This window comes from Pseudomonas sp. RIT623, from assembly GCF_004519305.1.
In the GTDB taxonomy this organism is placed as follows: domain Bacteria; phylum Pseudomonadota; class Gammaproteobacteria; order Pseudomonadales; family Pseudomonadaceae; genus Aquipseudomonas.
Window position 1 is genome coordinate 1 of the sequence record NZ_SOZA01000001.1, and the last position, 21,826, is coordinate 21,826.

19 protein-coding genes are annotated in these 21,826 nt (G+C 64.6%); 5 read left to right on the forward strand and 14 right to left on the reverse strand.

All coding sequences use genetic code 11. From position 1 onward, the window contains the following. Positions 1-20 precede the first annotated feature (20 nt). From E3U47_RS00005 to E3U47_RS00020, 4 genes are all read left to right on the forward strand, one after another. Complete coding sequence (locus E3U47_RS00005) at positions 21-2,234, forward strand: FdhF/YdeP family oxidoreductase (protein WP_256660211.1); 2,214 nt, start codon at positions 21-23, stop codon at positions 2,232-2,234. A gap of 419 nt (positions 2,235-2,653) precedes the next feature. After that, positions 2,654-3,133 (forward strand): glycine zipper domain-containing protein, encoded by a 480-nt coding sequence (locus E3U47_RS00010; RefSeq protein WP_134688899.1) that lies wholly within the window; start codon positions 2,654-2,656, stop codon positions 3,131-3,133. 210 nt (positions 3,134-3,343) lie between these two features. After that, a complete protein-coding gene (locus E3U47_RS00015) occupies positions 3,344-4,153 on the forward strand; it encodes a protein-glutamate O-methyltransferase CheR (protein ID WP_134688900.1) in 810 nt (269 codons plus the stop codon). Between the two features lie 118 nt (positions 4,154-4,271). Further along, positions 4,272-4,928, forward strand: coding sequence for a response regulator transcription factor (locus E3U47_RS00020; RefSeq protein ID WP_134688901.1), 657 nt, complete (start codon positions 4,272-4,274; stop codon positions 4,926-4,928). Here the strand turns inward: E3U47_RS00020 and E3U47_RS00025 are convergent. The 9 genes from E3U47_RS00025 to E3U47_RS00065 form a co-directional block, all read right to left on the reverse strand. Then, entirely contained in the window at positions 4,918-5,352 is a 435-nt protein-coding gene (locus E3U47_RS00025) for a thioesterase family protein (RefSeq protein ID WP_134688902.1), read from the reverse strand. The two genes, E3U47_RS00020 and E3U47_RS00025, sit on opposite strands and share 11 nt — an antisense overlap. 64 nt (positions 5,353-5,416) lie before the next feature. Continuing rightward, positions 5,417-6,406, reverse strand: coding sequence for a sulfate/molybdate ABC transporter ATP-binding protein (locus tag E3U47_RS00030; protein WP_134688903.1), 990 nt, complete (start codon positions 6,404-6,406; stop codon positions 5,417-5,419). A gap of 3 nt (positions 6,407-6,409) precedes the next feature. Continuing rightward, positions 6,410-7,282: a sulfate ABC transporter permease subunit CysW gene (gene cysW / locus E3U47_RS00035; RefSeq protein ID WP_134688904.1), complete on the reverse strand. Its 873-nt coding sequence runs from the start codon at positions 7,280-7,282 to the stop codon at positions 6,410-6,412. A gap of 14 nt (positions 7,283-7,296) precedes the next feature. After that, a complete protein-coding gene (gene cysT, locus E3U47_RS00040) occupies positions 7,297-8,115 on the reverse strand; it encodes a sulfate ABC transporter permease subunit CysT (protein WP_134688905.1) in 819 nt (272 codons plus the stop codon). A 182-nt stretch (positions 8,116-8,297) separates the two neighbouring features. Then, a complete protein-coding gene (locus E3U47_RS00045) occupies positions 8,298-9,305 on the reverse strand; it encodes a sulfate ABC transporter substrate-binding protein (protein ID WP_134688906.1) in 1,008 nt (335 codons plus the stop codon). Between the two features lie 47 nt (positions 9,306-9,352). Next, positions 9,353-9,535 carry a sulfur starvation response protein OscA gene (gene oscA / locus E3U47_RS00050; RefSeq protein WP_134688907.1) on the reverse strand — a complete coding sequence of 61 codons (183 nt, stop codon included), beginning with the start codon at positions 9,533-9,535 and terminating at the stop codon, positions 9,353-9,355. Between the two features lie 263 nt (positions 9,536-9,798). After that, a complete protein-coding gene (locus E3U47_RS00055; protein WP_134688908.1) occupies positions 9,799-12,864 on the reverse strand; it encodes an efflux RND transporter permease subunit in 3,066 nt (1,021 codons plus the stop codon). Beyond that, entirely contained in the window at positions 12,861-13,928 is a 1,068-nt protein-coding gene (locus E3U47_RS00060; protein ID WP_134688909.1) for an efflux RND transporter periplasmic adaptor subunit, read from the reverse strand. The genes E3U47_RS00055 and E3U47_RS00060 overlap by 4 nt, the downstream gene beginning before the upstream one ends. Continuing rightward, positions 13,925-15,013, reverse strand: coding sequence for an efflux RND transporter periplasmic adaptor subunit (locus tag E3U47_RS00065; protein WP_134688910.1), 1,089 nt, complete (start codon positions 15,011-15,013; stop codon positions 13,925-13,927). The genes E3U47_RS00060 and E3U47_RS00065 overlap by 4 nt, the downstream gene beginning before the upstream one ends. Positions 15,014-15,152: 139 nt before the next feature. Between E3U47_RS00065 and E3U47_RS00070 the strand changes: the two genes are divergently transcribed. Next, positions 15,153-16,319 carry an AAA family ATPase gene (locus E3U47_RS00070; protein WP_134688911.1) on the forward strand — a complete coding sequence of 389 codons (1,167 nt, stop codon included), beginning with the start codon at positions 15,153-15,155 and terminating at the stop codon, positions 16,317-16,319. A 111-nt stretch (positions 16,320-16,430) separates the two neighbouring features. Here the strand turns inward: E3U47_RS00070 and E3U47_RS00075 are convergent, their stop codons facing one another. From E3U47_RS00075 to E3U47_RS00095, 5 genes are all read right to left on the reverse strand, one after another. Then, positions 16,431-17,324 carry an ABC transporter permease subunit gene (locus tag E3U47_RS00075; RefSeq protein ID WP_134688912.1) on the reverse strand — a complete coding sequence of 298 codons (894 nt, stop codon included), beginning with the start codon at positions 17,322-17,324 and terminating at the stop codon, positions 16,431-16,433. Further along, on the reverse strand, positions 17,321-18,202 hold the full coding sequence (locus E3U47_RS00080; protein WP_177414182.1) for an ABC transporter permease subunit: 882 nt from the start codon (positions 18,200-18,202) through the stop codon (positions 17,321-17,323). The genes E3U47_RS00075 and E3U47_RS00080 overlap by 4 nt, the downstream gene beginning before the upstream one ends. A gap of 35 nt (positions 18,203-18,237) precedes the next feature. Continuing rightward, positions 18,238-19,380, reverse strand: coding sequence for a polyamine ABC transporter ATP-binding protein (potA, locus tag E3U47_RS00085; protein ID WP_134688914.1), 1,143 nt, complete (start codon positions 19,378-19,380; stop codon positions 18,238-18,240). 57 nt (positions 19,381-19,437) lie between these two features. Next, positions 19,438-20,532 carry a polyamine ABC transporter substrate-binding protein gene (locus tag E3U47_RS00090; protein WP_134688915.1) on the reverse strand — a complete coding sequence of 365 codons (1,095 nt, stop codon included), beginning with the start codon at positions 20,530-20,532 and terminating at the stop codon, positions 19,438-19,440. Between the two features lie 161 nt (positions 20,533-20,693). Then, the gene (locus E3U47_RS00095) at positions 20,694-21,791 is read right to left on the reverse strand and encodes a polyamine ABC transporter substrate-binding protein (RefSeq protein WP_134688916.1); all 1,098 of its coding nucleotides are present in this window, start codon (positions 21,789-21,791) and stop codon (positions 20,694-20,696) included. Positions 21,792-21,826: the final 35 nt, after the last annotated feature.

The window sequence follows — 21,826 nt, forward strand, 5'->3', positions numbered from 1 at the left end:
GGGTCGGCAGCGACAACGCCCTGAAGAACATCCGCGCCCTGCTCAAGACCAACCAGAACGGCGGCTTCGATTGCCCCGGCTGCGCCTGGGGCGATTCGCCCGAGAGCGGCATGGTCAAGTTCTGCGAGAACGGCGCCAAGGCGGTCAACTGGGAAGCCACCAAACGCCGCGTCGACGCGGCGTTCTTCGCCCGCTACAGCGTCAGCGCGCTGCTCACGCAGAGCGACTACTGGCTCGAGTACCAGGGCCGGCTGACCGAGCCGATGGTCTACGACCCGCTCAGCGACCGCTACCAGCCGATCGAGTGGGACGCGGCCTTCGCCCTGATCGCCCGTCACCTGAACGACCTGACCAGCCCCGACCAGGCCGAGTTCTACACCTCGGGCCGGGCCAGCAACGAGGCGGCCTACCTCTACCAGCTGTTCGTGCGCGCCTACGGCACCAACAATTTCCCGGACTGCTCGAACATGTGCCACGAAGCCAGCGGCGTGGCCCTGGGCCAGAGCGTCGGCGTGGGCAAGGGCACCGTCACCTACGATGACTTCGAACACGCCGACGCGATCTTCGTCTGGGGCCAGAACCCTGGCACCAACCACCCGCGCATGCTCGATCCGCTGCGCGACGCGGTGAAGCGCGGCGCCCAGGTGGTGTGCGTCAACCCGCTCAAAGAGCGTGGCCTGGAACGTTTCCAGCACCCGCAGAACCCGCTGGAGATGCTGACCAACAGCGACCGCCCGACCAACACCGCGTTCTTCCGCCCGGCCCTGGGCGGCGACATGGCGCTGCTGCGCGGCATGGCCAAGTTCCTCCTGCAGTGGGAACGCGAAGCACAGGCCAAGGGCGAACCGGCGATCTTCGACCACGGCTTCATCGCCGAACACGGCCATGGCGTGGACGACTACCTGGCGGTGGTCGATGCCACCCCCTGGGAACAGATCGTGGCGCAATCGGGCCTGGCCCTGGCCGACATCGAACTGTCGGCGCGCATGTACTGCAAAGGCAAGCGGGTGATCATGTGCTGGGCCATGGGCATCACCCAGCACCGCCATTCGGTGCCGACCATCCAGGAAATCGTCAATCTCATGCTGCTGCGCGGCAACCTCGGCGTGCCAGGTGCCGGCCTGTGCCCGGTACGTGGCCACAGCAACGTGCAAGGCGACCGCACCATGGGCATCAACGAGCGCCCACCGGTGGCCCTGCTCGATGCCCTGGAACAGCGCTTCGGCTTTGCCGTGCCCCGCCACAACGGCCACAACACGGTGGAGGCGATCCACGCCATGCTCGAAGGCCGGGCCAAGGTGTTCATCGGCCTGGGCGGCAACTTCGCCCAGGCCACCCCGGACACCGAGCGAACCGCCCAAGCCTTGCGCAACTGCGAGCTGACCGTGCACATCAGCACCAAGCTCAACCGCAGCCACCTGGTGCACGGCAAGCAGGCACTGATCCTGCCGTGCCTGGGCCGCACCGATATAGACCTGCAGGGCGAAGGCCCACAGGCGGTGACGGTGGAAGACTCGTTCAGCATGGTCCACGCCTCCAACGGCCAGCTCAAGCCGCTATCGCGGCAGATGCGCTCGGAGCCGGCGGTGGTGGCCGGCATCGCCGCCGCCACCCTGGGCAAGCAGCCGGTGGACTGGCACTGGCTGGTGGCGGACTACGCACGCATCCGCGACCTGATCGCCGACACCATCCCGGGCTTTGCCGACTTCAACCAGCGCCTGGAACTGCCAGGCGGCTTCTACCTGGGCAACAGCGCTGGCAGCCGCCAGTGGAAGACCGCCAGCGGCCGCGCCAACTTCAAGGCCAACCTGCTGCCCGACAGCCTGCTCGATGAGCGCGTGCGCGCCAGCGGCCAGGTGCCCGACCTGATCCTGCAGTCGATGCGCTCGCACGATCAGTACAACACCACCATCTACGGCATGGACGACCGCTACCGCGGCGTGCGCGGCCAGCGCGACGTGCTGTTCGCCAACGAGGCCGATATCGTGCGCCTGGGCTTCCAGCCAGGGCAGAAGGTCGACATCGTCTCGCTGTGGGGCGACGAGCATGTGCGCCGGGTACACGGCTTTACCTTGCTGGCGTTCGATATCCCGGCCGGGCAGGCGGCGGCCTATTACCCAGAGGTGAACCCACTGGTGCCGCTGGAGAGCATCGGCGATGGCAGCCATACGCCAACTTCGAAGTTCATCGCCATCAAGCTGGAGCGTGCGCGGGACGACGGGCGTATTGTCTGAACCGTGCTCCAGACGCACGGTCCCTGTAGGAGCGGCCTTGTGTCGCGATGGGGCGCGCAGCGGCCCTAGATTTCAGCGGCGCCGCGTAGTTTCAGCTGCATCACGTAGTTTCAACTGCGCCGCCTATTTCAGCTGCGCCGTGTAGATGGCCGGGGCCGCTGCGCGGCCCTTTCGCGACGCAAGGCCGCTCCTACAAGGGACCGCCAAGCCCCTTGAACGCCACCCACAAAAAAGCCCTGGTCCGCAACGGCTCAGGGCTTGGTCATAAATACCTCAGACCGCCGAAAATCGAGAAAGTTTCATACATAATTCAATAAGTTAGAGAATTGTGTACAACTCGTGCTACTCGTCGGATTTCCGTTGCAAGCCCATTCGCCGAGCCTCACATTCCGCCTCGTCATCCCCTTGAGGCTCTCTTGATGAAGAAGTACTCCTCGATTCTGTTGTTGTCTTTCAGCTTGCTCAGCGGCGTTGCCATGGCAGGCGGCACCACCGAGGCCGGCATTGGCGGCGCATTGGGTGGGGTACTGGGCTCCGTGGTGGGCAACTCCATCGGTGGTAGCACCGGCGGCGCCATTGGCGCCGGCCTGGGTGGCGCAGCCGGCGGTGCCCTGGGCGCGGACAAGCGCCAGCGTGGCGAAGCCGCCATCGGTGGCGCCCTGGGCGCGGCCGGCGGCAACGTGGTCGGTCGCTCCATGGGCGGCACCACCGGTAGCTATATCGGTGCCGCGGCCGGCGGTGGCGCCGGTGGCGCACTGGGTAACTACATGGGCAACAAAGCCGACGAAGACGAGCGCCATGAGCGTCGCTACCGTCGTGGCTATGACGACGACCGCCGCCACTATGACCGTGGCCACCACTACGGCCACCGCAAGCACAAGCGTCACTGGCGCGACTGATCGCCAGCCTTACGCCTGGCACCTAAGGCCCCGCCCTCACCGGCGGGGCCTTTTCGTTGCTGCCTGCGCCAGGGGATTAAGGGCCACCCCGATATGGAGGCTACTAGCCACTAGTTATCATCCGCCCTTCAAACCATGCACAGGACGCAGGGAATGCGCGTGATCGTCATCGATCCGATCTGTTCGGCCCAGGCCAGGGACACCTGACCGATGCCTGGTCGCCGCCCGCCCCTGCTCAGCGAAGCCGGTTTTGCGAACATTCGCCAACGGGTCGAACAAGCCACCGGCGTGCACCTGGGCGATGACCGCCGCACCGGCGTGGCTGCCCGCCTGCACCAGCGGCTCAAGGCCCTGCGGCTGACGCAGTTCGAGCAGTACCTGGCAGTGCTCGACAGCCACGCTGGCCCGGGCGAGCTCGAGCACCTGCTGCGCCTGCTGGTTGCCCGCGACAGTTATTTTTTCCGTGAACACCGCCACTTCGAATGCCTGGCCCACTGGCTGGCCACGCTGGAACATCCGCCGCGCCTGTGGAGCGCCGCCTGTGCCACCGGCGAGGAGGCCTGGAGCCTGGCCATGGTCGCCGCGCAAAGCTCGCGGCTGCCGGGCTGGCAGGTGCTGGCCAGCGACTTCGACCCTCAGTTGCTGGCGCGCGCCGCCACGGGCATCTACGACATCGCCCAGGCCCGCTACTTCCCCGAAGGCTGGCTGGCCCGCCATTGTCTGTGCGGGGTCGGCGAGACGGCGGGGCGCCTGCGCATCGCGTCTGCGCTGCGTGAGCGGGTACGCTTCGAGGCGATCAACCTGATCCGTGCCTTGCCGGCTCACCTTGGCAGCTTCGATGCCATCCTGTTGCGCAACCTGCTGGCGAACCTGGCGCCGCCATACAAGGCCAAGCTGTTGCCACGCCTGCTGGGGCACCTGCGCCCGGGCGGGCTGCTGATCATCAGCCACAGCGAGAGCATTCACGGGCTGGACCTGCCGCTGCGGCCACTGCTGCCGTCAGTGTTCGAGCGCCTATGATCAGAGGTACTGCCGCGCCGCTCGGCAGACAAGGACTGATCGCGCGCCCGCGCGGCAGTGCGCTTTGGGATCGAGCCAGCCTGCCGCCCCCCTTCCCTTGCGAAACAGGCCTTTATCCATGCCCTGCCGAATCCTCCTTGCCGACCAATCGCCGCTCTTTCGCGCCGGGCTGCGCGCCCTGCTCGAGCAGAAGAAAGACTTCGTCGTGGTGGGCGACACCGGCGATGCCATTGCCGCCGTGAGCCTGGCCGAAAAGCTCAAGCCCGACATCGTGGTACTCGACATGAGTGGCGAACTGGACAGCCAGCAGGCCTTGCAGGAGCTGTTCATCCGTGTGCCCGGCAGCCGGGTGCTGATGTTCTCGGCGCGTTCGGAGCTGGACCATGTGATGAACTGCCTGCAACTGGGCGCCCACGGTTTCCTGTTGAAGAACGCGCCGGTGGTCGAGCTCGAACAAGCCCTGCAGATCTTGCGTGGCGGTGGCCAGTACCTGTGTTCGGCGGTATTGCCGATGGTCATAGGCCAGGCCCTCAAGCACAGCCGCAAGCGCACCACCACCCAGGCCCCGGCTCAGCCTTTGACCACCCGCCAGCTGGAGATCCTGCGCCTGATCGCCCGCGGCGAGACCACCCGCTCCATCGCCGACGGCCTGGGCCTGAGCATCAAGACCGTCGAAGCCCACCGCTCGCAGATCATGCACCGCCTGCAGATCCACGATGTGCCTGGGCTGGTGTTGTTCGCCGTGCGCGAAGGGATCATCCGCCTCAACGATTGAGCGACAGCCCGGCGAGGATCAGTTGCAACGCCTCGGGCAGCACTGCCGGCCGTTCCGAGGCACGCTCGATGAACACCTGGACCAGGGTGCCCGCCGCGCAGGCCTCGGCCTCGCCGGGGCGGAACAACGCCAGGCGGAACTCCACCGTGCTGCCGGCCAGACGCGTCACCCCCAGGCCGACCTCGAGCACATCCGGGAAGCCCGGCAAGGCGAAGAAATCGGCCGCCGAGCTGACCACGAAAGCGGCCAGCTCGCCGTCGCGCAGGTCCAGTTCGGCCTGCTCCACCAGGAAGGCCTGGATGGCGGTTTCGAAGAAGCCGTGCACGGTGGAACCGGCGAGGTGGCCGTTGAGGTCGTTGTCCTGCGGGCGGGTGAGGATGGGGTGGAAGTGAGAGAAAGCGTCGCGTTGCGGCGATTCGGTCATGGCAACATCCTGGGCTGTCTTCGACGAGTCGTGGCAGCTTACCATCCCCCCGGCCACGCTCGGCTCAGATATCCGCCACCTTCTGCCACACCTTCGGCCGGAAGAACAACGTCTCGCCCCGCGCCAGCCCGGTCAGGCTGTCGTGGTCCTTGACCACCTCGGCCTCGATCAGCTCGCTCTGCCCTTCTACTTTCAAGGTGACCCGGGTGGTCGCGCCCAGCGGGCGGATATCACGCACTTCGGCGGCATGGTGCCCCTCGGTTTCATGGCGCGACAGCGACACCTCGTGTGGGCGGAACAACACATGCTGCCCCTCGGCCAGCGCCAGGCGGTTGGAATCGCCGAGGAAGTGGTAGACGAAGTCATTGGCCGGCTGCTCGTACACCTCGCCAGGCGAACCTATCTGCTCGATCACGCCCTTGTTCATCACCACGATGCGGTCGGCGACTTCCATGGCTTCTTCCTGGTCGTGGGTGACGAACACCGAGGTCAGGTTGATGTCCTCGTGCAGCCGCGCCAGCCAGCGGCGCAGCTCCTTGCGCACCTTGGCATCCAGCGCGCCGAACGGTTCGTCGAGCAACAGCACCTTGGGCTCCACCGCCAGGGCACGAGCCAGGGCGATCCGCTGGCGCTGGCCACCGGAGAGCTGCTCGGGATAACGGTCGGACAGCCAGTCGAGCTGGACCATGTTCAGCAGCTCGTGGACCTTCTCGGCGATCCTGCTCTCGCTCGGGCGCTCGCCCTTGGGCTTCATGCGCAGGCCGAAGGCGACGTTGTCGAACACACTCATGTGGCGGAACAGCGCGTAGTGCTGGAACACGAAACCGACGTTGCGATCACGCACATCGTGGCCCGACACATCCTCGCCATGGAACACGATGCTGCCTTTATCCGGGGTCTCGAGCCCGGCGATGATCCGCAGCAGGGTGGTCTTGCCGCAGCCGGACGGGCCGAGCAAGGCCACCAGTTCGCCGCTGTGGATATCCAGGTTGATGTTGTCCAGGGCCTGGAAGCTGTTGAAGCGCTTGCTGACGTTACGTACTTCGATCGACATGAATCATTCCTCCGCGGCGCTGTGGCGCAGGCGGTTAATACGGTTCTCGCTCCACTGCTTGAGCAGCAGGATGAAGAGCGCCAGGATCAGCAACAGGCTGGCCACGCTGAAGGCCGCGACATGGTTGTACTCGTTGTAGAGGATCTCCACGTGCAGCGGCAAGGTGTTGGTGACGCCGCGAATGTGGCCGGACACCACCGACACCGCGCCGAACTCGCCCATGGCCCGCGCGGTGCACAGCACCACGCCGTAGATCAGGCCCCACTTGATGTTCGGCAGGGTCACGTGCCAGAACATCTGCCAGCCGTTGGCGCCGAGCAGGCGCGCGGCCTCCTCCTCCTGGGTGCCCTGCTCCTGCATCAGCGGGATCAGTTCACGGGCGACGAACGGCACGGTAACGAAGATGGTCGCCAGGACGATGCCCGGCAGGGCGAAGACGATCTGGATGTCGTGGTCCTGCAACCACGGGCCGAACAGGCCCTGGGCGCCGAACATCAGCACGTAGACCAGGCCGGCGATCACCGGCGACACCGAGAACGGCAGGTCGATCAGGGTCACCAGGATGCTCTTGCCGCGGAAGCTGTACTTGCTCACGCACCAGGCCGCGGACACCCCGAACACCAGGTTCAGGGGCACCGAGATCAGCACCGCCAGCAAGGTCAGCTTCAGCGCAGAGAGCGCGTCAGCCTCGAAGATCGCCTCGAAGAAGGTGCCGAAGCCGTTCTTCAGCGCCTGGGATACCACGATCACCAGCGGCAGCAGCAGGAACAGCGCGAAGACGATCCAGCCCAGGGTGATAAGCACACGGCGCGAGGTCGCGCTGCCACGCCGGGCGGCGTTGGCGGCGGCGGTCGCGCCAAGGGAAGACGAAGACATTACCGGGGCCTCCTTCAAGGGGTTTCGATGCGCCGCTGCAGCAGGTTGATCAGCAGCAGCAGGATGAAGGAAACCACCAGCATCAGCACGCCGATGGCGGTGGCGCCGGTGTAGTCGTACTGGTCGAGCTTGACCATGATCAGCAGCGGCAGGATCTCGGTCTTCATCGGCATGTTGCCGGCGATGAATATCACCGAGCCGTACTCGCCGACACCCCGGGCGAAAGCCAGGGCAAAGCCGGTGAGCCAGGCCGGCAGCAGCGCCGGCGCCAGCACATGGCGAAACACCTGCAAGGGCTTAGCGCCAAGGCAGGCGGCGGCCTCCTCGACTTCGCGGGGGATGTCCGCCAGCACCGGCTGCACCGTGCGCACCACGAACGGCAGGGTGACGAAGGTCAGCGCCAGGGTGATGCCCAGCGGCGTGTAGGCGATCTTGAAACCGAGGTCGGTGGCGAATTGGCCGACCCAGCCCGAGGGGGCATACAGGGCGGTCAACGCGATACCGGCGACGGCGGTGGGCAGGGCGAACGGCAGGTCGATCATGGCGTCGATGACCTTGCGCCCGGGGAAGGTATAGCGCACCAGCACCCAGGCCAGCAGGGTGCCGATCACACCATTGATGATGGCGGCGAACAGGGCGGTGCCGAAACTCAGCTTCAGCGCGGCGATGACCCGTGGCGCGCTGACGATGTTCCAGAACTGCTCCCAGGTGAGCTGCGAGGCATGAATGAACATGGCCGCCAGCGGTATCAGCACGATCAGGCTGAGGTACACCAAGGTGTAGCCCAGTGTCAGCCCGAAGCCGGGTATGACGGGGGAAATGCGACGTGACATAAAGGTCCCTGGTTGAACGCACGAGGCCCGGCGGTTATGCCGGGCCGGTGCAGGCTTCTGAATCCTGGGGCTGCTGTGCAGCCCAATCGCCGGCAAGCCGGCTCCTACAGAAAACGCGAGCCCCTGTAGGAGCCGGCTTGCCGGCGATTGGGCCGCACAGCGGCCCCGCTTTTCCTTGGCCCTTACTGTGCCTGATAGATCTGATCGAACACACCGCCGTCGTTGAAGAATTTCGGCTGTGCAGTCTTCCAGCCACCAAAGTCCTTGTCGATGGTCACCAGGTCCAGTTTCGGGAACTGCTTGCCGAACTCGGCGGCGACCTTCTCGTCACGCGGGCGGTAGAAGTTCTGCGCGGCGATCTTCTGCCCGGCCGGGCTGTACAGGTGCTTGAGGTACTCCTCGGCAATCTTCTCGTTACCCTTCTTCTCGGCGTTCTTGTCCACCACCGCCACCGGCGGCTCGGCCAGGATCGACAGCGACGGCACGACGATCTCGAACTTGTCGCTGCCGCCGTCTTCCTTCAGCGCCAGGAAGGCTTCGTTTTCCCAGGCCAGCAGCACATCGCCCTGGCCGTTGTTGACGAAGGTGATGGTCGAGCCACGGGCACCGGTGTCCAGCACCGGCACATGCTTGAACAGCGCCTGCACGTACTCCTTGGCCTTGTCTTCGCTGCCGCCAGTCTTCAGGCCATAGGCCCAGGCGGCGAGGAAGTTCCAGCGGGCGCCACCGGAGGTCTTCGGGTTGGGAGTGATTACCGAGACATCCTTCTTGATCAGGTCGCCCCAGTCCTTGATACCTTTCGGATTGCCCTTGCGCACCAGGAACACGATGGTCGACGTGTAGGGGGTGCTGGCGTCCGGCAGGCGCTTCTGCCAGTCCTCGGGCAGGGTCTTGCCGAGCTTGGCGATCTCGTCGATGTCACCGGCCAGGGCCAGGGTCACCACATCGGCGCGCAGGCCATCGATCACCGCCCGGCCCTGCTTGCCGGAGCCACCGTGGGATTGCTGGATCTTCACCTTGTCGCCTGGGTGGGCGGCCTGCCAGTGCTGGATGAACTCGGCGTTGTACTGCTGGTACAGCTCGCGGGTCGGGTCGTAGGACACGTTCAGCAGTTCGTAGTCCTTGGCGATCGCGGAACCGGCAAAAACAGCGCTGGCCAGGGCGGCCAGGGCATAACGGCGGATGGACATGGTGAAGCTCCCGATTGGCATTTTTCTAGTTTTGAAGTGATGCGGTATCAGCCGGACTTGTTGCCGGGCTGCTGCAGGCGGAACTTCTCCTTGCGTTCGATCTGCACCACCTGGGCGTTGTGCACGGTGATCTCCACCGCGCCGAAGCGCAGGTCGCGCAGGGCACTCTGGATTTCCCGCAGGATGGTGGTTTCGTCCTGACCGTCGATGCTGCGCAGAGATGCACTCATGCTCGTTCTCCTGTGAGTAAGGGTGCCGGGCAGAGGTTCTGAAGGGGGATTTGCGCCTGGCGTGAAAGCCATACTAGAGAGGCGCGGATATTCTTAAAAATACTGTTTAAGAATGTTTATATAACCAACGATAAGCAGCATTTCTGTAGGAGCGGCCTAGCGTCGCGAAAGGGCTGCGCAGCAGCCCCAGGATCTCTGCATCATGCAAGACTGCCGGGGCTGCTGCGCAGCCCGTTCGCGACGCTAGGCCGCTCCTACAGGGGTCAGTGTTGGGTTTTGGAGCTGTGCTCCGGTTCGCGGATCTTGTACCAGGCCACGTACAGCGCCGGCAGGAACAACAGCGTCAGCAGCGTTGCGCTGATGATGCCGCCAATCATCGCGTAGGCCATCGGCCCCCAGAACACTTCCCGGGCGATGGGGATCATGCCCAGGCTCGCCGCCGCCGCCGTCAGCAGGATCGGCCGGCGCCGGTGGTTGGTCGCCTCCACCACCGCGTCCCAGGGCGAATAGCCTTGTTCCTCGAACTCGTCGATCTGGGTCACCAGGATCACCGAGTTGCGGATGATGATCCCGGCCAGGGCCAAAATACCGAGGATCGCCACGAAGCCCATCGGCGTGCCCGTGGGGACCAGCGCCAGCACCACGCCGATCAGCCCCAGCGGCGCCACGCTGACCACCAGGAACAGCTTCTGCACGCTGTGCAACTGGATCATCAGGAAGGTTGCCATCAGGAACAGCATCAACGGGATGACATCGGCGATCGGTCCCTGGGCCTTGCCGCTCTCCTCCACCGTACCGCCGGTGGCCACGCCGTAACCGGGGGGCAGCTTGCTGGCGAATTCGTCGATCTTCGGCTTGAGCTGCGCCACCAGGTTGGTCGGCTGGATATCGCCGACCACCGAGGCCTTGATGGTGATGGTCGGCTTGCGGTCGCGACGCCACACCAACGGCTGCTCCAACTCGTAGCGCACGGTGGCGAAGGCCAGCAAGGGAATGGATACGCCGCTGGGGTTGACGATCTGCAGGTTCTGCAAGGTATCGGGTGAGCCCCGCTCGCTGTCCTCGGCACGGGCGACGACGTCGACCAGGTAGATGTTGTCGTTGACTTGGGTGACCGGCACGCCACTGACGATGCTGTTCATCACATTGGCCACGTCCTCGGACGACAACCCCAGTTGGCGGGCCTTGTCCTGGGCGATCTCGATGCGCAGCACCTTACCGGGTTCGTTCCAGTCGTACATCATGTCGCCGATATGTTCGTTGCCGTCGAGCACCGTGGCCAGTTCGATGGCGTAACGGCGCACCTGGTCGATGTCCTTGCCACTGACCCGGTACTGGATCGGCCGCCCCACCGGCGGGCCCATCTCCAGCGACTGGACGTTGCTGCCGATGCCGACGAACTCCTCGCGCAGCAGTTTCTGCAGGCGCTCGATCATGCCCTGGCGCTCCTCGAAGCCCTTGCTGACGATCACCAGCTGGGCGTAATAGGGGTTCTGCAACTGCTGGTCGAGGGGCAGGTAGAAGCGAATCGCGCCCTGGCCGATGTAGGTACTCCAGCGCACCAGGTCGGGGTCGTCCTTGATCTTCGCCTCCAGGCGGTCGACCACCTTGCGGGTTTCCTCGATCGAGGCGTTCTGCGGCAGGTCGAGGTCGACCAGGATCTCCGGACGATCTGACGATGGGAAAAACTGGTTCTGCACGAAACGCATGCCCAGCACCGACAGCCCGAACAGCACGATGGTGCCGATCACCGTCACCCAACGGTGGCGCATGCACCACAGCAGCCCATGCTCGAACGCCCGGCCGACCCGCCCGGGCTCGGCCTCATGGGGCTTGAGCTTTTCGCTGCTGAGGATATGCACCCCCAGCACCGGGGCGAAGAACACCGCCACCACCCAGGACACCAACAAGGCCACGGCGATCACCGCGAACAAGGTGTAGGTGTACTCGCCTGCGGAGCTGGCATTGAGGCCAATGGGCACGAAACCGGCCACGGTCACCAGGGTGCCGGTGAGCATCGGGAAGGCCGTCGAGGTATAGGCGAACGTCGCCGCCTGCTCCTTGGTCTCGCCCATTTCCAGGCGCGTGACCATCACCTCCACGGTGATCATCGCATCGTCCACCAACAGGCCCAGGGCGATGATCAGCGCCCCCAGCGAGATCCGTTGCATGGTGATGTCGCTGTACTCCATGAACACGAACACCATGGCCAGCACCAGGGGAATCGAGCACGCCACCACCAGCCCCGCGCGAATACCGAGGCTGACAAAACTCACCACCAGCACGATCACCACGGCCTCGAACAACGCGCTGGTGAAGCCGCCGACCGCCTGCTTGACCACCACCGCCTGGTCGGACACCGTGTGCACGCCGACCCCGATCGGCAGTTCGGCGACGATACTGTCCATCTTCTTCTTCAGCGCCGCACCGAACACTTCAATGTTGCCGCCCGCCTTCATGCCGATGGCCAGGCCAATGGCCGGCTTGCCGTTGTAGCGGAAGATCGGCGCCGGCGGGTCGACATAGCCACGCTCGATATCGGCGATGTCAGCCAGGCGGAAGAAGCGGTCATTGATGCGCAGGTTGACCGTCTCCAGGTCTTTCTCCGAGGCGAACTGCCCGGTCGTGCGCACCGAGATACGTTCCGGCCCGGCCTCGATCACCCCTGCGGGGGTTACCGCGTTCTGCGATTTCAGGGCCTCCATGACCTGCCGCTGGTCAATGCCAAGCGCCGCCAGCTTGCGGGTGGAGAAGTTCAGGTAGAGCACTTCGTCCTGGGTGCCGATCAGCTCGATCTTGCCAATGTTGTGAACCTCGCGCACCTCGGCGCGGGCCTGCTCCACGTAGTCGCGCAGCTGGCGCAGGTTCAAGCCGTCGGAGGTGAAGGCGTAGATCGAGCCGAACACGTCGCCGAACTCGTCGTTGAAGCCAGGGCCCTGCACGCCCTGCGGGAACTGGCCACGGATATCCTGGATCTTCTTGCGCACCTGGTACCAGATATCCGGGATGTCCTTGGCCTTGGTGGTGTCGAGCAGGTACACGTAGACCGTCGATTCACCGGGACGGGTGTAGCTCTTCACGTAGTCGAGCGAGTCGAGCTCCTCGAGCTTCTTCTCGATCCGGTCGGTGATCTGGTACAGGGTCTCGTCCTGGGTCGCGCCCGGCCAACGGGTCTGGATCACCATGGTCTTGATGGTGAAGGACGGATCTTCCTCTCGGCCCAGGTTGAAATAGGAGAACACGCCCATCAGCAAGCCGACGAACATCAGGTACCAGACGAAGGACTGGTGCTTGAGCGCCCATTCGGAGAGGTTGAAGCTTCCTTTCATCGTGCGTCCTCGTCGAAGGTGACTTTCTGGCCGGGCTTGAGGCTGTTCACCCCGGCGATGACGACGCGCTCACCGGGTTGCACGCCGGAGGACAGGATGACACTGTCGGCGCCACGCTCGGCCAGGGTGACGTCGCGGGTGGCCACGGTCTTGCCCTGCGGGTCGACCACCCAGACCAGGGTCTTGCCATCGCGCTCGAGCAGCGCGGAGCGCGGCAACTCGCTGCGCGGCGCCACCGCCGAGGTCAGGGTGACGCTGACCGCGGTCCCCAGGTGGAATGCCTCCGGGGTAGCGGCCAGGGTCAGGCGCGCGCGGCGGGTACGGGTGGTGGCATCGGCCTGCGGCTCCAGCTCACGCAGGGTCGCGGTGGTGTTGATGCTCGGGTCGAGCTGCGAGGCGACGGTGAAGGTGAGGTTGCGGTTCAGTTGCTCGGCCAGGTAGATCGGCAGGTCGATCACCGCTTCCTTCACGTCCGGGCGGGCCAGGGTGAGCACCGCCTGGCCGGCGCTGACGGTCTGCCCGGCCTCGGCCTGCCAGGCGGTGATCACCGCCGCATGGTCGGTGCGCAAGGTGCTGTAGTCGAGCTGGTCGCGCGCCTGGTTGACCGCCGAGCGGGCCTGCTCCAGCGACGCGCCGGTGGTCTTCAGGTTGGTCTGGGCGATGTCCAACTGGGCCTGGGCGCCGACCCCGCGGTCATACAGCTGTTGCTGGCGATGGGCATCGGCCTGGGCGTTGATCCATTGCGCCTGGACCCGCGCCAGGTCACCTTCGGCGGCGCGCAGCTGGTTCTGCTGGTCGGTCGGGTCGAGGGTGGCCAGGGTGTCGCCTGGTTTGACCTGTGCGCCGACATCCAGCCAGCGTCGGGCGATACGGCCGGATACGCGGAACCCCAGGGTGCTCTCGTAACGTGCCTGGATGTTCCCCGCAAACCGCCCAAGCTGGGCTTGCACCTGGGGTTCGACCACCGTTGACAGCACCGGCCGCACGGGTTCGGGCGGGACGTCCTCGCCGCCACAGGCGGCCAGCAACAAGCAGGCAGAGAACATTGGCAGCAACGGCCTCATGGCGCGACTCCTGTGTTTCTGGCGTCGACCTTCTCGACCTGAATACCAGGGTTCAGCAACTGGCCGCCCCCGACCACCACCACCTCACCGGCCTCCAGCCCCTGGCTGATCACCACCTTGCCGGTCAGGTAGCGTGCCACCTGGACCTTGCGCAATTGCGCCTTGTCGCCCTCGCCGACCACCCACACCGCGGGCTCGCTCAGGGCCTTGGTCAGGGCAGACCAGGGCAGCTCGACACTCGGTTTGCCATGGGCACTGGCCGAAACGGTCACCGGCGCACCCAGGGCCATGCCCTTGGGCACATCGCGCAGGGCCACCTTGACCTGCACCGTGCCGCTCTGGGCCGAGACCGTCGGCGTGATCTCGCGTACATGGCCCTGGGCGGTGATGGCGGGATTGTCGATCATGCTGATGGTCAAGTTCTTCTCGCTGCTGGGCGCCACCAGCAGCGACTCATAGACATTGAACACCGCGTCACGATCGCCATCGACCGCCAGGCCGAAGATCGGCATGGTTGCCTGCACCACCTGGCCGACCTCGGCCTGGCGCGCAGTGATCACGCCATCGGCTTCGGACACCAATGCCGTGTAGCTCAACTGCTCGTTGGCGTTGGCCAGTTGCGCCTGGGCGGCCTTGAGCGCGCTCTGGCTGCTGCGCAGCGCGGCTTCGGCGGAGTCGTATTCGCTCTGACTGGTGTAGCCCTTGGGCAGGAGCTTTTGTTGACGCACGAACGCGGCGCTGGTCTGGGTGACCCGGGCCTGTTCGGCGAAGACCTCGGCCTTGGCCGAATCGACGTTGTTCTGCAGGTCCTTGGGGTCCAGGCGCGCCAGTACCTGATTGGCCTTGACGTGGTCACCGACATCGACACTGCGCGCGATGATCTTGCCGCCCACGCGAAATGACAGGTCGGTCTGCACCCGCGCCTGCACGTCACCGGTGAGGGTGACCCGGGCGGCGAAATCGGTGGCTTGCACCTGTTGCACCGCGACCCGGGGCAGTACCTGGCCGACCTCCTCCTTGCCACAGCCTGAAAGCACGGACAGCAGCCCCAGGCAAACGACCAGCGGCACACGCTCTAGCGTCATGCAGGCTCCTTGCTTCTCTCAGCTGAAAGGGATGCGTTTGAAAGCGTAGATCAGGGATCGACAAACGGCATTGGCCAGGGTTCAACAAAGCGAGGCGGGATCGGCGATACTGCCGTCCGACCGCTCAAGGATGCCGCCCATGCTCAACACCCTGGCCATTGCCAATTACCGCTCGATCAACCAACTGGTGATGCCGCTGGGGCGCTTGAACGTGATTACCGGGGCCAACGGCAGCGGCAAGTCCAACCTGTACAAGGCCCTGCGCCTGCTGGCTGAAACCGCCCGCGGCGGCGTGGTCAATGCGTTGGCGGCCGAAGGCGGGCTGGAGTCCACCTTCTGGGCCGGCCCCGAAACGCTCACCCGCCGCATGCGCAGCGGCGAGGTGCCCGTCGAAGGTGGCCCGCGCCAGCACGCCAAACGCCTGAAGATGGGGTTCGCCAGCGAGGATTTCGGCTACGCGATCAGCCTCGGCCTGCCCGAACCCAGCAAGTCGAAGTTCGCCCTCGACCCGCAGATCAAGCAGGAGACCATCTGGGCCGGGCCGCTGTGTCGCCCCGCCAGCCAGCTGGTGCAGCGCAACGCGGCGATGGTCAAGGCGCGCGACGGCCGCCAGTGGCAAGTGCTGCACCAGCACATGACCGAATTCGACAGCCTGTTCGACCAGGTCGGCAGCCTGCAAGGCTCGCCCGAGGTGCTGCAATTGCGCGAACGAATCCGCAGTTGGCGGTTCTACGACCATTTCAGGACCGATGCCCAAGCCCCTGCCCGCCAGCCCCGGCTGGGCACGCGCACGCCGGTGTTGCACCACGATGGGCGTGACCTTGCCGCCGCGTTGCAGACCATCGACGAAATTGGCGACCTGCAGGCGCTGCAGGATGCGGTCGGCGATGCCTTTCCCGGCGCCCGGCTAAGCGTCGACGCCCAACCCGGTGGCCTGTTCGGTCTACGCTTTCATCAGGCCGGCCTGCTGCGCCCGCTGAGCGCCGCGGAACTGTCCGACGGTACCTTGCGCTATCTGTTGCTGGTGGCCGCCCTGCTCACGCCGCGCCCGCCGAGCATGATGGTGCTCAACGAGCCGGAGACCAGCCTGCACCCGGACCTGCTGCCGGCGCTGGCCCGGCTGATCCGTCGCGCGGCGCGGCACTGCCAGGTGTGGGTGGTGTCGCACGCGCCACGTCTGGTGGCGGCGCTGGAGGAAGATCAGGACTGCAACTCGATCCACCTGGAGAAGACCCTGGGGCAGACCGGCATCGTCGGCCAGGGCCTGCTCGATGAACCGGCCTGGTACTGGCCGGATCAGGGCTGATCAGACGCAAGCCGTAGGAGCCAGCCTTGCTGGCGAACCAGGCACCGCGGTGCATGGCACCGGCTATGCCGGTGTTCGCCGGCAAGGCCGGCTCCTACGGTATCACCTGGTTCAGGCCTGCGCGGCGGCCGAGGCCGGGCGACGGGCCTGGGGCTGCGACACGTTCGCCGCTGCGCCCTCTTCGATCGCCAGCTGGATCGCCCGGCGGCGGCGCTCTTCGGCCTGACGGCTGAAGTACCAGACCAGGAAGGTCACCAGCGAAACCGACAGCAGGATCAAGCTGGCCACGGCGTTGATCTCCGGCTTCACGCCCAGGCGCACGGCCGAGAACACTTCCATCGGCAGCGTGGTCGAGCCAGGGCCGGAGACAAAGCTGGCCAGCACCAGGTCATCCAGCGACAGGGCGAACGACATCATGCCGCCCGCCGCCAGCGACGGCGCGATCATCGGGATGGTGATCAGGAAGAACACCTTCCACGGCTTGGCGCCCAGGTCCATGGCCGCCTCCTCGATGGACAGGTCCAGCTCGCGCAGGCGCGCCGACACCACCACCGCCACATAGGCGGCGCAGAACGTGGTGTGGGCGATCCAGATGGTGACGATGCCGCGCTCCTGCGGCCAGCCGATCATCTGCGCCATGGCCACGAACAGCAGCAACAGCGACAGACCGGTGATCACCTCGGGCATCACCAGCGGCGCGGTGACCAGGCCGCCGAACAGCGTGCGGCCCTTGAAGCGGGTGACCCGGGTCAGCACGAACGCCGCCAGGGTGCCCAGCGCCACCGCCGCCACCGCGGTGTACAGGGCGATCTCCAGCGAGCGCATCACCGAGCCCATCAGTTGCGAGTTGTCGAGCAGGCCGACGTACCACTTGACCGACCAGCCGCCCCACACCGTCACCAGCTTCGAGGCGTTGAACGAGTAGATCACCAGGATCAGCATCGGCAGGTAGATGAACAGCAAGCCGAGCACCAGCATCAGCTTGGAGAAACTGAAGCGTTTCATGCGCGGCCCTCCATTTCTTTGGCCTGGCTACGGTTGAACAGCAGGATCGGCACGATCAGGATCGCCAGCATCACCACCGCCAGGGCGGACGCCACCGGCCAGTCGCGGTTGTTGAAGAACTCCTGCCACAGCACTTTACCGATCATCAGGGTTTCCGGGCCGCCGAGCAGCTCAGGGATGACGAACTCGCCCACCACCGGAATGAACACCAGCATGCAGCCGGCGATGATGCCGTTCTTCGACAGCGGCACGGTGATCTTCCAGAAGCTGTTGAAGGTGCTCGAGCCCAGGTCCGAGGCGGCCTCGAGCAGGCTCTCGTCGTGCTTCACCAGGTTGGCGTACAACGGCAGGATCATGAACGGCAGGTACGAATAGACCACGCCGATATACACCGCCAGGTTGGTGTTGAGGATCTGCAGCGGCTGGTCGATCAGCCCCAGCCACAGCAGGAAGCTGTTGAGCAGCCCGTTGTTGCTGAGGATGCCCATCCAGGCATAGACGCGGATCAGGATCGCGGTCCAGGTCGGCATCATGATCAGCAGCAGCAGGACGGTCTGCGATTCCTTGCGGGCCTTGGAGATGGCGTAGGCCATCGGGTAGCCGATCAACAGGCACAGCAGGGTGCTGAAGAACGCCACCTTCAACGAGCCGAGGTAGGCCGAGATATACAGCTCGTCCTCGGTGAGCAGGCCATAGTTGGCCAGGTTCAGCACCAACTGGATCTTGCTTTCGACGTAGGTGTAGATCTCGGTGTACGGCGGGATCGCCACGTCGGCTTCGGCGAAGCTGATCTTCAACACAATGAAGAACGGCAGCATGAAGAACAGGAACAGCCAGATGAACGGCACGCCGATCACCAGGTGCCGCCCCTCCGGCACGATGCGCTGGAACGCTCGCTTGAGCTTGCGCAGCTTCATGACCGCAGTACCACGCCGCTGTCGTCTTCCCACCACACGTAGACTTCGTCGTCCCAGGTCGGGCGGGTGCCCTGGCGCTCGGCGTTGGCGACGAACGACTGGACGATCTTGCCGGTGGGCAGCTCGACGTAGAACACCGAGTGGCCACCCAGGTAGGCGATGTCGTGGACCTTGCCGCGCGACCAGTTGTGCTCGAATTCAGGCTGGGTGGTGGTCACCAGCAGCTTTTCCGGGCGCAGGGCGTAGGTGATGTGCTTGTCCTCGACCGAGGTGGTGACCCCGTGGCCGACGTAGATCTTGCGCTCCAGCTCGGGGCTGGCAATGATCGCGTGGCCTTCGGCGTCGTCGATCACTTCACCTTCGAACAGGTTGACGTTGCCGATGAACTCGCAGACCAGGCGGCTGGTCGGCGTTTCGTAGATATCCACGGGCGAGCCGATCTGGGCGATCCAGCCCAGGTGCATGATGGCGATGCGCTGGGCCATGGTCATGGCCTCTTCCTGGTCGTGGGTCACCATCACGCAGGTCACGCCCACGCGCTCGATGATCTCCACCAGTTCAAGCTGCATCTGCGAGCGCAGTTTCTTGTCCAGCGCGCCCATCGGCTCGTCGAGCAGCAGCAGCTTGGGACGCTTGGCCAGCGAACGGGCCAGGGCCACGCGCTGGCGCTGGCCACCGGACAACTGGTGCGGCTTGCGCTTGGCGTACTGGGTCATGTGCACCAGCTTGAGCATCTCGGCCACGCGGGCGTCGATCTCGGCCTTGGGCATCCGGTCCTGCTGCAGGCCGAAGGCGATGTTCTGCGCCACGGTCATGTGCGGGAACAGTGCGTAGGACTGGAACATCATGTTGATCGGCCGCTCGTAGGGCGGCATGTCGGTGATGTCGACGCCGTCGAGGAAGATCCGCCCTTCGGTCGGACGCTCGAAGCCGGCCAGCATGCGCAGCAAGGTGGACTTGCCGGAACCGGAACCGCCCAGCAAGGCGAAGATCTCGCCCTTGCGGATTTCCAGGGACACATCGTCCACGGCTACCGTTTCGTCGAACTTTTTCGTGACCCGGTCGATCTTGACCAGCACCTGCTTGGGTTGCTGGCCACCCTCGAGGGCTTTCTTATAGGCACCGGAGGCAACTGCCATGAGTGAAACTCCCAACAAGATTTGTGTGCCCGCCGCTGCGCTGGCGGGCCTGGATTGTTACTTGCCCGACTTGACCTTGGTCCAGCTACGGGTCATCAAACGTTGCACCTTGGGTGGCAACTCGGCGTTGACGAACATCTTGTCCAGCACTTCCTGCGGTGGGTAAACCGCGGCGTCAGTCCTCACGGCCTGGTCCATCAGGTCGCCAGCCTTGGGGTTCGGGTTGGCGTAACCGACGTAATCACTGACCTGGGCGATCACCTCAGGCTTCAGCAAATAGTTGATGAAGGCGTGCGCCTCCTTGACGTTGCGGGCGTCCTTGGGGATCGCCAGCACATCGAACCAGAGGTTGCCGCCTTCCTTGGGAATGGCGTAGGCCAGCTTGACGCCCTTCTTCGCTTCTTCAGCGCGGGCCTTGGCCTGGAACACGTCGCCGGAGAAACCAGCGGCCACGCAGATGTCGCCATTGGCGAGATCGGTGATGTATTTCGAGGAGTGGAAGTAGGTCACATAAGGACGTACCGCCTGCAGTTTCCGCTCGGCCGCCTGGTAGTCCTTGGGATCGCTGCTGTTGGGGTCCAGCCCCATGTAGTTGAGCACCGCCGGCAGCATTTCGTCGGCCGAGTCGAGGAAGGCCACCCCGCACTTGCTGAGCTTCTTCATGTTCTCGGGCTCGAACAGCACCGCCCAGGAGTCGATCTTGTCGATACCCAGCGCCGCCTTGACCTTGTCGACGTTGTAGCCGATGCCATTGGTGCCCCACAGGTAGGGGACAGCGTACTGGTTGCCCGGATCGTTCTTCTCCAGACGCTTCATCAGCAACGGGTCGAGGTTGGCATAGTTGGGCAGCAGGTCACGGTCGAGCTTCTGGAACGCGCCCGCCTTGATCTGCTTGCCAAGGAAATGGTTGGTCGGCACGACCACGTCGTAGCCGCTGCGCCCGGCCAGCAACTTGCCTTCCAGCGTATCGTTGCTGTCGAACACGTCGTAGCGGGGCTCGATGCCGGTTTCCTTCTGGAAATCGGCGAGGGTGGTGGGGCCGACATAGTCGGACCAGTTGTAGATGTGCACCGTGGGCGCCGCTTGGACGCTGCAAGCCAGCGTCAGACCCGCTCCGGCCATCAAGGCCTGGCGAAAAACAGAAATAGACAAGTGGGTGGTCCTCACAATCAGTGCCTTTGCGGGCAGTAGAACTCGGCCGCACACGCAAAACCGGCGCGCAACTTACCTTCACGGCGTGGATGCCGCAAACTTATTTGCCTTTACTGGCCTCTGGGCCGGAAAAGCCCGGCCCAGAGGTTGCCGCATCGGGCTTACTTGCCCGACTTGATCTTGGTCCAGCTGCGGGTGATCACACGCTGGGCGGCAGCCTCGGGGGCGGCGATCGCGTACAGCTGTTTCTTCACCTCGGCCGGCGGGTAGATGCTCGGGTCGCTGGTGATGTCCTTGTCGACGAAGGCGGTGGCGGCCTTGTTGCCGTTCGGGAAGCGCACGGCGTTGGTGATTTCGGCCATGACTTCAGGCTGCATCAGGAAGTCCATGAACTTGTAGGCAGCGTCCTTGTGCTCGGCATCCTTGGGGATGGCGACCATGTCGTAGAAGGTACCGGCGCCTTCTTTCGGAATGATGTAGTCCAGCTTGACCTTGTCGCCGGCTTCGTGGGCGCGGGCCTTGGACTGCTCCAGGTCACCTGAGTAACCGACGGCCAGGCAGATGTTGCCGTTGGCCAGGTCACCGATGTACTTGGAGGAATGGAAGTAGGTGATCGAAGGACGGATGCTCAGGAACAGGTCCTCGGCGGCCTTCAGGTCTTCTTTCTTGGTGCTGTTGCTCGGCTTGCCCAGGTAGTGCAGGGCGGCTGGGAGCATTTCGGTCGGCGCATCGAGGAAGCTCACGCCACAGCTCTTGAGCTTGGCGATGTTCTCGGGCTTGAACACCACGTCCCACGAGTCGATCTTGTCCACGCCCAGCACGGCCTTGACCTTCTCGGGGTTGTAGCCGATGCCGATGGAGCCCCACATGTACGGGAACGCGTGCTTGTTGCCTGGGTCGCTGGCGTCGCCGACGGCCTTGAGCAGGTCTTCGTCGAGGTTCTTCCAGTTGGGCAGCTTGGAGCGGTCCAGCTCCTCGTAGACGCCAGCCTTGATCTGCTTGGCCAGGAAGTTGTTGGACGGCACCACGATGTCGTAGCCCGACTTGCCGGCCAGCAACTTGGCTTCCAAGGTTTCGTTGCTGTCGAACACGTCGTACTTGACCTTGATGCCGGACTGCTTCTCGAACTTGGCGATGGTGTCCGGCGCGATGTAGTCCGACCAGTTGTAGACGTTCAACACCTTGTCTTCAGCCTGAACAGCGGTGGCCATGGCGCCCATCAGGGCGGCGGCCAGCAGCGTCTTGCCCATTTTCTTCATGCGTTATGCTCCAGAATTTATTATCAAGCCATCTG

What these genes read in the sequence shown, in the direction of transcription:
- E3U47_RS00010 (WP_134688899.1), top strand. Translation starts at nt 2,654, where the DNA reads ATGAAGAAGTACTCCTCGATTCTGTTGTTGTCTTTCAGCTTGCTCAGC.
- E3U47_RS00015 (WP_134688900.1), top strand. Translation starts at nt 3,344, where the DNA reads ATGCCTGGTCGCCGCCCGCCCCTGCTCAGCGAAGCCGGTTTTGCGAAC.
- E3U47_RS00020 (WP_134688901.1), top strand. Translation starts at nt 4,272, where the DNA reads ATGCCCTGCCGAATCCTCCTTGCCGACCAATCGCCGCTCTTTCGCGCC.
- E3U47_RS00025 (WP_134688902.1), bottom strand. Translation starts at nt 5,352, where the DNA reads ATGACCGAATCGCCGCAACGCGACGCTTTCTCTCACTTCCACCCCATC.
- E3U47_RS00030 (WP_134688903.1), bottom strand. Translation starts at nt 6,406, where the DNA reads ATGTCGATCGAAGTACGTAACGTCAGCAAGCGCTTCAACAGCTTCCAG.
- cysW (WP_134688904.1), bottom strand. Translation starts at nt 7,282, where the DNA reads ATGTCTTCGTCTTCCCTTGGCGCGACCGCCGCCGCCAACGCCGCCCGG.
- cysT (WP_134688905.1), bottom strand. Translation starts at nt 8,115, where the DNA reads ATGTCACGTCGCATTTCCCCCGTCATACCCGGCTTCGGGCTGACACTG.
- E3U47_RS00045 (WP_134688906.1), bottom strand. Translation starts at nt 9,305, where the DNA reads ATGTCCATCCGCCGTTATGCCCTGGCCGCCCTGGCCAGCGCTGTTTTT.
- oscA (WP_134688907.1), bottom strand. Translation starts at nt 9,535, where the DNA reads ATGAGTGCATCTCTGCGCAGCATCGACGGTCAGGACGAAACCACCATC.
- E3U47_RS00055 (WP_134688908.1), bottom strand. Translation starts at nt 12,864, where the DNA reads ATGAAAGGAAGCTTCAACCTCTCCGAATGGGCGCTCAAGCACCAGTCC.
- E3U47_RS00060 (WP_134688909.1), bottom strand. Translation starts at nt 13,928, where the DNA reads ATGAGGCCGTTGCTGCCAATGTTCTCTGCCTGCTTGTTGCTGGCCGCC.
- E3U47_RS00065 (WP_134688910.1), bottom strand. Translation starts at nt 15,013, where the DNA reads ATGACGCTAGAGCGTGTGCCGCTGGTCGTTTGCCTGGGGCTGCTGTCC.
- E3U47_RS00070 (WP_134688911.1), top strand. Translation starts at nt 15,153, where the DNA reads ATGCTCAACACCCTGGCCATTGCCAATTACCGCTCGATCAACCAACTG.
- E3U47_RS00075 (WP_134688912.1), bottom strand. Translation starts at nt 17,324, where the DNA reads ATGAAACGCTTCAGTTTCTCCAAGCTGATGCTGGTGCTCGGCTTGCTG.
- potA (WP_134688914.1), bottom strand. Translation starts at nt 19,380, where the DNA reads ATGGCAGTTGCCTCCGGTGCCTATAAGAAAGCCCTCGAGGGTGGCCAG.
- E3U47_RS00095 (WP_134688916.1), bottom strand. Translation starts at nt 21,791, where the DNA reads ATGAAGAAAATGGGCAAGACGCTGCTGGCCGCCGCCCTGATGGGCGCC.